The organism is bacterium (genome assembly GCA_036504735.1).
Classification (GTDB): Bacteria; Electryoneota; RPQS01; order RPQS01; family RPQS01; genus DASXUQ01.
Genome location: DASXUQ010000018.1, coordinates 137,823 through 149,490, shown reverse-complemented (window position 1 = coordinate 149,490; position 11,668 = coordinate 137,823). Strand labels below are relative to the sequence as shown.

The window sequence follows — 11,668 nt, the reverse complement described above, 5'->3', positions numbered from 1 at the left end:
GCGCCGTTTGGAATACAGCACCTTCCTTGGTGGCAGTGATCGCGAATTTCCGAACGGGATACTCTGGGACAGCGATCAGCATACCGTCTGGCTGGCGGGGACCTCAGACTCACATGATTTGCCCGTAACCCCCAACGCTCTAGTACCAGACGATCATGGCGTGGAACACGGCTACGGCTTCTATCTATGCTACGACCTGCCTGAAGACAGTGCGGGCACTGCGCCAAAACCTTTACCCGTGCCGCAAACCTTCTCCCTGTCTACTTTCCCCAATCCCTTCAACCCCACCACGACGCTGTCCTTCACACTGCCCGCACCGTCCGAGGTGAAGCTGGAGGTGTTTGATGTGCTGGGGCGGTGTGTGTATCAGAGGGAATTCGGGAGGATGAGTGCGGGGGAACAGCGGTATCGGTTTGAGGGATCGGAGCTTTCTTCGGGGGTGTATTTTGCGCGGGTGGCGGCGGGGAGCAATGCGCAGGTGAGGAAGATGGTGATGCTGAAGTAGGCACTCTCAGGAAACTCCTTCACGTCTCTCCTTCGCCTTGTCATCCTGCATTTGTCTTCAAATGCAGGATCTCTCGGGGAGCAGCATCAAAGAGAGATCCTGCATCCCGCGGACGGCTGCAGGATGACAAGTAAGGGGGACGCCATGGACTGCGTTGTACTTCTATCGCATTAAAGGACAGAGAAAAGGCGAACCGCAGGGCTCGCCTTTTCTAATCTATTGCCGGGGCAGACGTCTATTCCTGCCGTTCCTTATCGCGCAAAATCTTGCTGGCTTTTTGAAGGCGCTTGCGTTCGGCAGGGGTCAGGCCGTCCATGCCGACACGGTTGATCTTGTCGAGCAATTCATCCACCTCGCGGCGAACCTTGTCCAGTTCAGCTTCTTCTCGGCGGCGGACCGCTTCATCGCGGGACTCCTTCCATGCTCCCATGCCGCGCCGGGGCAAAAAGGAGCGGCGCTTCAGATAGAGATAGCCAATCGCCATACCGCCCAAGTGGGCAAGGTGGGCGACGCCGCTCTCGCGCGAAAAGCTGGAAAGAAATTCAATCGCGCCGAAGATCAAAGCAAACCACTTGGCCTTGAGCGGGATAATGAAATAGACATAAATAATATTCTCCGGAAAGAGCACCGCATAGGCGGCCAGCAATCCGTAGATCGCGCCCGACGCTCCCACGGTGGGAACGGTGGAGTGCATATTGAACAGCGCATAAGAAAGTCCGCCGCCTAGTCCGGTCAGCAGGTAATACTTGAGGAACTCCTTGGAGCCCCATTCCTGCTCAAGGATCGAGCCGAACATCCACAGCGCCAGCATATTGAAGAAAATGTGCCAGAAGTTCGCGTGCAGGAACATGTAGGTAACGATCATCCAGATCTTACCCGCAAAGAACGCCGCCGGAATGAGGCCGAAATTGTAGGAGAGCAGCCCCTGCAGCTTGAAGATTTCCTGCACCGCAAAAATGGTCACATTCGAGAGGATCAGGAAGCGGACGATCTCCGTCCATCGCATCCCCATATCCATGTATGCGAATCGTAATCGCTGCACGAGTTATTCCCTAAAAGTCGGTTAGCGTTTAAAAGACCTGAGACGTGAGACTAAAGACGTGAAGGAAACGATCTCGAGTCTCCAGTCTTTGGTTTCGAGTCTTTCCTATACCTTCTCTGCCTTGTAATCCTTGCCCAAACGGGCGATCCAGCCGTGAAAATTGTGTGGAAAGCCCGAGTCGGGCAGAAACATGTAGGGACAATAGCCGGTAATCACGCGGATACCATTGTCCCTGCAGAACTCGATGTCTTCAGGGCTTAAGGGAGTCTTACCCGCGCCGAGGTGGATCCACACCCGGGAGATGCCGGCAGCGGCACAATCCCGCACGGCCTGTCCGGTGTGCCTGTCCGAGGTCATCACCAGCGCGGCCCCCACGGGAGGAACAATATCCTGCACCCGCGCCGCGCACGGCAGATCATCATAGTTCGACGTGCCCGGATTCACCGGCACCGCATCATAGCCGTGCTTCCACAGATCGTGGAACAGCTTGTGCGAGAACGATCCCGGCTTGCGCGATGCGCCGACGACGGCGATCCGCTTCTGCGCCAGAAAATCCCGGATGGACTGTTCGGTCGTCATGGGTGTCCCCTCAGCGAATTTCCATTTTCCAAAGGTAATTGAACAGCGAGTTGTGCTCGCCGCTGCGGATCATCACCCGGTTTTCCCCCCGTACCAGCGCGCCCGACAGCGACCATTCTTCATAACGCTCTTCATCGGCGGCCTGAGTGGTATAGGTGGGGCGGTAGCCATCAAGGAAGGTGTGTCCGTTGACCGTCACCACCACCTCCGCTTTGCCCGTCAGACTAAAGGCATAGCGGCGGCTGGAGCGGTACAGATAAAGCCGCAAGGTCAGCGGCGATTTGGGATCCGCGTCCGGCGGCAGGGCAAACGTAAACTCGATATAGTCCCCGCCGACTGGATTGCGGTTCGGGTCCCCCTCAGCCAGCTCCCAGCCGAATTTGCCGGACTCGGGAATCTGGCGAATCTTCGGCCCCAGGGCAGCAGACGGATGCGCGCCGTCATCTTCGAAGTAAGCCCCAAGCTGCCAGCGAACTCCGCCTGAAGCAACCGGCTTGCTGCCGTCCACCTCTGCCGCCGCATGAAACAGCCGGACATAAAGGCCGCGGACCGAGGGCCGCGGCTGTGTCGGCGTAATCGAGATATGGATCGGGTCGGGTGTTTTCCACCCGGCGGAATCCCCGAAGCTAACCGTGTATGAGCCGAAATCGCGCGAGACGGCCACTTTGCCATCGCCCACCGGAACACTATTGATCAGAATCTTTCCGGCTATCGGCGCAGTCTCGACGGCAAGCTCGCTGGCTACGTTTTGGGTATTCAGCGCAAAGTAAATCGACTGCAGCGGCGAACTGCGGAACATGCTGACCGTCTGGTCTGCCGGATCAGAGGTATAGCCTGTCAGTTCAACCCGCACCACGTATGTTCCGGCAGGCAGTCTCAGACTGGCTGGCGTGGTTTGAGGCTGTTCCTGATCATTGACAAAGACCTTGGCCCCCGGAAGAGAGGCTGCTACTTCGAGAACTCCAGTTGTGGACTGCGGTTCCACGACTTCGGTGGGTTGAGCGTGAGTTTGAGGCAGAGGCTCGGGTTGTCCCTGCGGCTTGATCGCACCCGTGTGGGGTGTCGATTCCGGAGGGGAAACCGGCGTCTGCACCGGTGGCAAACTTGGCAGCTTGTCGGTTATCGGTGGTGTCTCGGCAACATGCCGCAGGGCATGCGGAGCCAGCAGGCGGAAACGGACGGTATCCGTCCGGCCTTTTCGCACGTCAATGACTTGGGCGGTGGGGTCACATTCGAGTGTGTCTAACTTGACCATCACTGAATGCTTGCCGGAGGACAGGGACTCCAGACGGCCATTGGTCCGGGTGTCGGTGGGTCTCAGGTCCACCCACACCTGTGCCCCGGGAGGATCCGAGGTCACGACCACGGCTCCATGTCCTGCCGGCCAATACTGGTCATAGACCAGATAGCCGATCATCGCCACGACGAGCGCCGCTAATGTCCAAACTGCAACACGCATAGGTTCAATAATATACACTTATTCGGCAAAATCGCAATCCTTACAGAAGCAAGCTGAAACCGTGCCATTCAGTCAGTTTCCCCAAAGCTCGCGGGCAGCCACGGGACGAGGGGCAAAGATAGTGTGATGTTCATTGACATTCCGAGGTGAGATTCGTATTTTGTAAAGAGTTGCACTTATGAGGAAGCGATATCGACATGTGTGCCAAAGAGTCCTCGGAATGGTATGCGAGATGGTTTGATGAAGACTATCTTGCCCTGTACGCGCACCGCGATGTGAAGGAAGCGCAAGACTTTGTGGAAATTATCTGGGCGAGCCTCGAACTGAGACCCGGAATCACCGTGGCCGATGTGCCGTGCGGTGCGGGCCGTCACAGTCTGGCCTTCGCGCAAAAAGGTGCGCGCGTGATCGGTGTGGATCTGTCCAGTATTATGCTGGCCCGGGCCGAAGAGGTGGCGGAGGTCTACTCCCTACCGCCGCTGTTCGTGCGCGGCGACATTCGGCATCTGCCGCTGGCTGCCGAGTATGACGTGGTGGCCAATATCTTTTCCAGCCTCGGCTATTTTGACAGCGAGGCGGATAACCACGCGGCTTTTTCCGAACTGGTGCGGATTCTCGCTCCCGGCGGAATCCTGATCCTCGACGTAATCAATCCCAACTATCTGCGCTCGCATTTCATCGCCCATACTCACCGCGAAACGCGGGACGGAGAAATGTCCGAACGCCGCGAGTTGGATCGGGAACGGAAACGGGTGATTAAGCATATCGAAATACAACACGGCAGTGTCACGCGCAAGATCAGCGAGTCGGTGCGGCTGTACGAGTCGCAGGAACTCGAACAGATGGCCGAAGACCGCGGACTCTCGGTGGTAGAACTCTGGGGCGATTATGACGGCAAACCGTTTGTGCCGCAATCGCCGCGACTGATTCTTTTTGCCCGGAAGTGAGCAGCGTGAGCAGAACCTCTTCGGCGATCCCCTTCGGCAGCTTAGGCAACTTCTCGCGCACATGGCATGCCATCATGCAAGGCCGCGTGCCGCACGATCTGTTTGCGGCGATGCCTGCGGATATGAACTCCTGCCGTATCGCAGCCGAGCGGCAGCGTGCGCAGTCACGGCCGTGGAAAGAACTGGCGGATCTGTTTGAGGCGCGCGGCAAGAGTTACGGCGTGCCATCGTCCACCCTGGCTCGCCTCGATGCGTTGCGGGAAGGCCGCGCGGTAATGGTGGTGACCGGACAGCAGGCCGGCTTCCTCGGCGGACCGCTCTATACCTTTTTGAAGGCTTACCACGCCACGCGCCTGGCCGCTGAACTCGAAGACTATTTGCATCTTCCCGTGCTGCCGGTCTTTTGGCTGGAAGGGGAAGACCACGACCTCGAAGAGGTCCGCCATGCACGGTATCTGGCGCGCGGCGGCGACCTCGGAGATCTGCGCTTTGAACCGACTGCCGAGCATAAGGGATTCATGGTCGGTCTGTACGGCGTGGATGCGGCGGCGCAGATCGAAGAATTGGCGGCGGCGCTGCCCTTGCCCAGCGATGAGGGGCTGACGCTCTTGCGTGAGGCTTACAGCCATACCACCCTGTCCGATGCGATGGGCCGATTGCTGGCAAGGTCACTGGGGCCGCGCGGACTGTTGGTGATTGAAGGCATGGAGCCGGAGTTGAAACGGATGGCCCTGCCGCTGTGGGAAAAGGTGCTGGACCGCGGGCCGCTGCTGGGCGAGATGCTGCGGACACGCTCCGAAGAATTGAAGCAGCAGCAATGGGTCACGCCGCTGGAACCGACGCCGGACTCCTACCTGTTCTATCTGGCGGGAGAAGATCACATCCGCCATTCTCTCTCTTATGACGGCAAACTGCGGACTCCGGGCGGACAGGCCGAAACGCTTACGCACCGGGAGATCAAAGCGCGCGTGCGCGCGGGCGAGGTCAGTCCCAAAGCGGCCTTGCGGCCCTTGTATCAGGATGTTGTGCTGCCCAGCGTAGCCTACGTGGCGGGTCCGGGGGAACTGGACTATCACGCGCAGCTCACGCCGTTGTATACTGACTTAGGTGTTGCGGCGCCGTCGCTCTTCCCGAGACTCTCCGCCACGCTGCTCGATGCCAAGACCGCCAAGGCCGTGGAGAAGCTCGGAGTTACCTACGACAAGCTGCTGGGCGAGGACAAGCAGGCGCTGATCCGCGAACTGCTGCGGGAGGAAGATGATCAGCAAACGGCGCAGCTTTTCGATCTGGTGCGCTACACGATTGAAGCTCTCTATGCGCAGCTTAGGCCCGCGCTGGCGGAGATTGATCCGACGCTGGACGGCGCGCTGCACGGCGCGACGGGAAAGTCTTTGCATCCTCTGAATGAACTGCAGCAGAAGACCGAACGCGCACTGAAGCAGAAGTACGGAACGCTGCTGGCGCGTCTCGATAAGACGCTGACGGCCCTGAAGCCGGAAGGCAAAATTGCCGAACGGGTGCTCTCGACGGGATACTATCTGGCGAAGTTCTCTCCGGAGATGCTGTTGGAAGCGCTGGATCAACTGCCTACGGAGTTGCGAGAGCACTGGGTGATAGAGATGGAGCAGGGCTAAGCCCTGCACCTGTGTCGCCTGCTCGGCGGGGGGCGGGGGTCTGCCAGCATCCGCCACCACCACCCCGCTATGATTCCGGCGTGTCCACCCCGTGTAGGGGCGGGTTAAGCAGAAGACGCCACACCTCAGTGGATGCAACATGCGCAACCCGCCCGTGATGATTCCGGCAATAGGCAAGACGGGAGGGTTGCGGCAGACCTTAACCCTCCCCTACACGACAATGGCATGGGTATCGCCTCTGCCGTAGGGGCACGACATGTCGTGCCCGTCTTATCGGCCGCAACGCACCCGTCTCGCTCAATTTAAATTATGCACGAGAAACAATACATGGCATTCAATAATCTTCACGTAGATGTTTTGGCATTTGGGGCGCATCCGGATGATCTGGAATTGTCGTGCGGCGGGACGCTGCTGCGGATGAAGTCACTGGGTCACACCGTGGGCATGGTGGACATGACACGGGGTGAGAAAGGCACGCGCGGCACGGCAGCGATTCGCGCCTCTGAGGCGGCATGCGCTAAGAAAGTCATCGGCGCGGACGTGCGCGAAAATCTGGACCTCGGCGATATGACCGTAAAGGATACTCCCGAAGGCCGCCGCGCGGTGGTGGAGTGCATCCGCCGCCACACACCGAAGATTATCATTACCCATTGGCTGCAGGACCGCCATCCCGACCACGAAGGCACGTCGGCGCTGGTAAAGAACGCCATGTTTCTTTCCGGCGCGCGCAACTTCGAGGCCGAAGGCGAGCCGCATGTTCCCGCGCGGCTGATGTATTTCCCCTCCCATTGGATGCCCGAGGTGAATGTGTTTGTGGACATCAGCGAGTTCTGGGAGCAGAAGCTGAAGGCGGCGCAGTGCTATAAATCGCAGTTCTTCAATCCCAGTTCCACCGATCCGGACACGCTGCTCTCGCGCTCAGGATTCTTTGACGATCTGGAAGCGCGCTTCCGCAATTTCGGCCTGCAGATCGGCGTCAGGTACGCCGAAGCCTTCTGGGTGCGGGAAAAACTGCGGATTGACGATCCGGTCGCCTTTTTTAAATGATGAGCGAGGAACGATGAACGAGGAAACGAAGAAGGCCGCGATGGACGCTCTGCTGGCCAGGCACGGCATTGCGGATTACAAGTGGATTGCGCCGCAAAGCATCGTGGTCTCGCAGTGGGTGCGGATGAAGTGCATGTACGGCTGTTCCGAATACGGCAAGAACGCCTGCTGTCCGCCCAACACGCTCCCCGTGCCCGAGTGCCGCACCTTTTTCGATGAATACAAAACGGCGCTGATCTTCCGCTTCGAAAAGAAAGTGGAGAAGCCCGAGGACCGCAAGCTGTGGTCTCGGCAGGTCAATCAGGGGCTGTCTAAATTGGAGCGCGACGTGTTTCTGGCCGGCTATCAGAAGGCCTTCCTGCTGTTTATGGATTCCTGCCAGCTCTGCGCCGACTGCACCGCCCTGCGTGCTGACTGCAAAAATGCGGTGATGGCCCGCCCGGCTCCCGAGGCCATGGCGGTGGATGTCTTCGCCACGGCCCGCGCCAGCGGCTACCCCATCGAGGTTCTCTCCGACTATAATCAGGCGATGAACCGGTATGCGTTTCTCTTAGTGGAATGATGGCTTTATGAAAATCGGTATTGTCTGTTATCCGACCTTTGGCGGTTCTGGAGTGGTGGCTACCGAACTGGGGCTCACTCTGGCGGAGCGCGGTCACGAAGTGCACTTTTTTTCCAATGCGCGGCCTTTCCGGCTGCCGGGATTCAAGCCGCGGGTGTTGTTCCACGAAGTGCCCGTGGTGCACTATTCCCTGTTCGATCACACGCCGTACACACTGACGCTGTCCTCGACCCTCTACGAAGTTTTCGAGCTGCACCAGCTTGATGTGATCCACGCGCACTATGCGATTCCTCACGCCGCGGCGGCTTATATGGCCAAGCAGATGACCGGCGGCAAGCTGCCGTTTGTCACCACATTGCATGGCACGGACATCACACTGGTGGGCTCCCATCCGGCCTATGCGCCGGTGGTGAAGTTCACCATCGACCAGTCGGACGGCGTGACGGCGGTGTCGCAGGATCTGGCCCGGGAGACGCACGACCTGATCGGCGTCACGCGCGACATCAAGGTGATTCCCAATTTCGTAAACATGGAACTTTACCAGCACCGCGACGGCTGCGAGTTCAAACAGTTCTTTGCGCCCAACTGCGAGCCGCTGATTGTGCACATCTCCAACTTCCGCCCGGTCAAGCGCATTCCCGATCTGATCAAGGCCTTTATCAAAGTGCGCAAGGAGATCCCGGCGCGGATGCTGCTGGTGGGCGACGGCCCCGAACGTGCACGGGCGGAAATGGATGCCCGGGCGGGAGGAGTGCTGGATGACATTTTCTTCCTCGGCAATCAGGTGGCGGTGACGGATCTGCTGTCCATCGCCGATATGTATTTCCTGCCCTCGGAGACCGAATCCTTCGGTCTCTCCGCGCTGGAAGCAATGGCCAGCGAATTGCCCGTGGTGGCTACCCGTGTGGGTGGTCTGCCCGAAGTGGTGAGCGACGGCGAGACTGGATTTCTGGTTCCTGTCGGCGATACCGATGAGATGGCGCGGCGGCTGATCGAACTGGCCGTCCATCCCGAAAAGCGCCGCCAGATGGGTCTGGCCGCCCGGGAGCGCGCCGCCACCTTGTTCCCACGGGACAAGGTCGTGGCGATGTACGAGGATGTGTACAAGGAAGTAACTCATAAGAAAAGCTGAAACAGAATATGGTGTTAGAGATTTGTCTTATTTACAAAGGAGACTGTAGATGAACCGGAAGGCTAATGCCGTGTGGAACGGCGATTTGAAGGCGGGCAAGGGTGTGATGTCGGTGGACAGCGGCGTGTTGCAGAACGCGCAGTATTCCTTCAGCACGCGGTTCGAAAATGGAATCGGCACCAATCCCGAAGAACTGATTGCCGCCGCCCATGCGGGCTGTTTTTCCATGGCGCTGTCCGGAGAATTGACCAAGGCGGGGATGACTCCCGAAAGCATCCACACCACGGCCACCGTGACACTGGAAATGCTGCCGCAGGGTCCTACCGTAACCGAAATCCATCTCGACGTCACCGCGCAGGTTCCCGGTGTGGACAAGGACGCTTTTCTGAAGACCGCCGAGGCCGCCAAAGCCGGCTGCCCGATCTCGCGGCTGCTGAACACCAAGATCACCATGAACGCCAAATTATCGTCTTGAACGCACGAAAGGCACGATCATGATCCAGCATATCCCGGCGACCAGTCGCCACTATCAGGATTTCGGGTGGTTGAAGACCTATTGGTTGTTTTCCTTCGACACCTACCACGACCCTTCCAATTTGCGCTGGGGAGTGCTGCGTGTGTTCAATGATGACCGGGTGGATGCGGGACAGGGCTTCGGCATGCACCCCCACCGCGAAATGGAGATCGTGACCGTGGTGCATTCGGGTGAGCTTTCCCATGAGGACAGCACCGGCGGCAAGGGCGTGATCCGCGCCGGGGAAGTGCAGCACATGTCGGCGGGCACGGGGATCATCCATTCGGAATTCAACCACGGCAAGGAGCCGGTCAGCCTTTATCAGATCTGGGTGCTGCCCAACGAGCGCGGCGTGCAGCCGGGCTACGAGCAGAAGATGGTAGGCGCGCCGCAGCCCAATTCCCTGCTGGCGCTGGCGTCGGGCGAAGGCGTCAGCGGTGCGCTGACCATGCATGCCGACGCCACCATCTATCAGGGCAACCTCAAGGAAGGCCGCAAGCTGGACTATGACACCGACCCCGCGCGGCGCGTGTTCATCTACGTCACCACCGGCAATCTCAGTGTCAACACCGTCAGCTTTTTGAAGGGCGACCAGGCGCGCGTCAAGAGCGAGAGCAAGCTGACGCTCGAAGGCGTTGCCGACACCGACTTTATGCTGATTGACGCCGGTGTGGCGCTTTAAGAAAGGATGAAGGCGGAAGGATGAAGGATGAAACAATCCCTTCTGCTACTACCCCGCACCCTCCGGGTGCGGGTGAGAGCGGCGGCGGGAAATTCCTGCTTGAAACCCATCGCCTTACTCTGCGTGAACTGACCTTCGACGACACGGACAGCCTGTTGTCTATTCTCTCCGATCCGGTGGCGATGCGGTGGTATCCGCAGACCTACAGCCGCGAGGAAACCCGGGGCTGGATCGAACGCACGCGGGCCAGCTATGAGAAACATGGCCACGGCTTCTGGGCCTGCATCTTAAAAGAGAGCGGCGGGTTTGCCGGCATCTGCGGCATCCTGCAACAGACCGTCGAGGATGCGGAGGAGAAAGAAGTCGGCTACCTGTTCGTGCGCCGCCTGTGGAATCAGGGCCTGGCCACCGAAGCCGCCCGCGCCTGCTTTGAGTACGGCTTCAACATCCTTCATTTTCCGCGTATCATTTCCATGATCCGCCCGGAGAATCTCCCTTCTCAGCGCGTCGCCCAGAAAAACGGCCTCGTGCTGGAACGCGAAGTTTTCTGGAAAGGGTTTGTGCATGGAGTGTGGGCAAGAATGGAGTAAATAATGATTCGAACTGGAATAGTCTCAACCACACACGTAGACAAACACGGGGATCGCGTATCTGAAGAGGCGCTGAGGCAGTTGGCCGAGGCATGGAACAGCCAAGGGGGGCCACCGAATGGGATAGAGCATGATCCGTCCGTTCCACCGGTAGGGCGAACTGTATCCGGCAAAGTGGTGCCCACAGAGGATGGAGAGTTCGCTCTGGTCGCAACTCTGGAGTTCTTTGAGAGAACAGAAATGGTTGATGCTGTCGGACGGCACAAAGCTGATAAGAAAGAGCGGAGACCAAAGCTCTGTTCCGTTCTATGGGTGCGACGACCCGCCGGAGTGGATGACATTGTCAACGGACAAAAATAACTTTGCAGACTCATATAACGGCACCGACTACTTTGCGGACCTCCATGCGGCGTCCGAGGTGAAGTTTAAGGCACATTGGTCGTTTCGCAAATCTATGTTGCCTGATCCGGAGTTGGTCATTACCTTGAGCAAGGCAATCATAGAGATACTTGCTTTGAACAAAGTCTCTAAGTTAATTGTTGACCACGTTGGCCAGAAGCTTGCGGACCGAGCGGCGGATGACTTAGCGAAATTCTACGATCTGGTCAAGATCGCGTGTCTGAACCTTGCCAAGCATGCGATTCCGAAGAACCGGCCCATCACCTACGTTCTGGATGTTCCGGGCGTGCCCGAAGTACAATTTGTTGCCACCACCTCTGATCCAGTGCCCTTCCTCGATGCTATCTATGTGCCCCGGTTGCATGAATGCATGTCACGAGCGTCAGAGTTGGCGCGTTGGCTGGGCGCGGTCAAAGTACAGTTCCTTCTGAGTTCGGATGGGAAGTGGGATCTAAACTATTTGCTCACCAAAGATGGTGCCGTGGTGGGAACGCCCGCGAGCTTCGAGAGGCAAGTGAGAAAGCTGGAAATGCTCACCAGACCCTTGGATTATGGCCAGGTGAGTGAATAGATCCG

The 11,668-nt window shown here is 58.4% G+C and carries 13 protein-coding genes; 10 read left to right on the top strand and 3 right to left on the bottom strand.

Annotation, left to right across the window (positions count from 1 at the left end; genetic code table 11):
• Nucleotides 1-505 (top strand): T9SS type A sorting domain-containing protein (locus tag VGL38_14665; GenBank protein ID HEY3296671.1); only part of this gene is annotated, 505 nt, incomplete at its 5' end.
• Nucleotides 506-740: 235 nt separating this feature from the next.
• Here the strand turns inward: VGL38_14665 and VGL38_14660 are convergent.
• The 3 genes from VGL38_14660 to VGL38_14650 form a co-directional block, all read right to left on the bottom strand.
• Nucleotides 741-1,511, bottom strand: a complete 771-nt coding sequence (locus tag VGL38_14660) for a rhomboid family intramembrane serine protease (GenBank protein ID HEY3296670.1) — start codon at nucleotides 1,509-1,511, stop codon at nucleotides 741-743.
• Between the two features lie 141 nt (nucleotides 1,512-1,652).
• Nucleotides 1,653-2,126 (bottom strand): CoA-binding protein, encoded by a 474-nt coding sequence (locus tag VGL38_14655; GenBank protein HEY3296669.1) that lies wholly within the window; start codon nucleotides 2,124-2,126, stop codon nucleotides 1,653-1,655.
• Nucleotides 2,127-2,136: 10 nt separating this feature from the next.
• Nucleotides 2,137-3,585, bottom strand: a complete 1,449-nt coding sequence (locus tag VGL38_14650) for a PEGA domain-containing protein (GenBank protein HEY3296668.1) — start codon at nucleotides 3,583-3,585, stop codon at nucleotides 2,137-2,139.
• A 197-nt stretch (nucleotides 3,586-3,782) separates the two neighbouring features.
• On the opposite strand from VGL38_14650, the gene VGL38_14645 reads away from it, so the two are divergent.
• From VGL38_14645 to VGL38_14605, 9 genes are all read left to right on the top strand, one after another.
• Nucleotides 3,783-4,532 carry a class I SAM-dependent methyltransferase gene (locus VGL38_14645; GenBank protein ID HEY3296667.1) on the top strand — a complete coding sequence of 250 codons (750 nt, stop codon included), beginning with the start codon at nucleotides 3,783-3,785 and terminating at the stop codon, nucleotides 4,530-4,532.
• Between the two features lie 5 nt (nucleotides 4,533-4,537).
• Nucleotides 4,538-6,166, top strand: coding sequence for a bacillithiol biosynthesis cysteine-adding enzyme BshC (gene bshC / locus VGL38_14640; GenBank protein HEY3296666.1), 1,629 nt, complete (start codon nucleotides 4,538-4,540; stop codon nucleotides 6,164-6,166).
• A 327-nt stretch (nucleotides 6,167-6,493) separates the two neighbouring features.
• Nucleotides 6,494-7,213 carry a bacillithiol biosynthesis deacetylase BshB1 gene (bshB1, locus tag VGL38_14635; GenBank protein HEY3296665.1) on the top strand — a complete coding sequence of 240 codons (720 nt, stop codon included), beginning with the start codon at nucleotides 6,494-6,496 and terminating at the stop codon, nucleotides 7,211-7,213.
• Between the two features lie 13 nt (nucleotides 7,214-7,226).
• A complete protein-coding gene (locus VGL38_14630; GenBank protein ID HEY3296664.1) occupies nucleotides 7,227-7,775 on the top strand; it encodes a DUF2284 domain-containing protein in 549 nt (182 codons plus the stop codon).
• 7 nt (nucleotides 7,776-7,782) lie between these two features.
• Nucleotides 7,783-8,907, top strand: a complete 1,125-nt coding sequence (bshA, locus tag VGL38_14625) for an N-acetyl-alpha-D-glucosaminyl L-malate synthase BshA (GenBank protein ID HEY3296663.1) — start codon at nucleotides 7,783-7,785, stop codon at nucleotides 8,905-8,907.
• A gap of 49 nt (nucleotides 8,908-8,956) precedes the next feature.
• Entirely contained in the window at nucleotides 8,957-9,382 is a 426-nt protein-coding gene (locus VGL38_14620) for an OsmC family protein (protein ID HEY3296662.1), read from the top strand.
• 19 nt (nucleotides 9,383-9,401) lie between these two features.
• The gene (locus tag VGL38_14615) at nucleotides 9,402-10,103 is read left to right on the top strand and encodes a pirin family protein (protein ID HEY3296661.1); all 702 of its coding nucleotides are present in this window, start codon (nucleotides 9,402-9,404) and stop codon (nucleotides 10,101-10,103) included.
• A gap of 20 nt (nucleotides 10,104-10,123) precedes the next feature.
• Nucleotides 10,124-10,693 (top strand): GNAT family N-acetyltransferase, encoded by a 570-nt coding sequence (locus tag VGL38_14610; protein HEY3296660.1) that lies wholly within the window; start codon nucleotides 10,124-10,126, stop codon nucleotides 10,691-10,693.
• Nucleotides 10,694-10,919: 226 nt separating this feature from the next.
• Nucleotides 10,920-11,663, top strand: coding sequence for a hypothetical protein (locus VGL38_14605; protein HEY3296659.1), 744 nt, complete (start codon nucleotides 10,920-10,922; stop codon nucleotides 11,661-11,663).
• Nucleotides 11,664-11,668 lie beyond the last annotated feature (5 nt).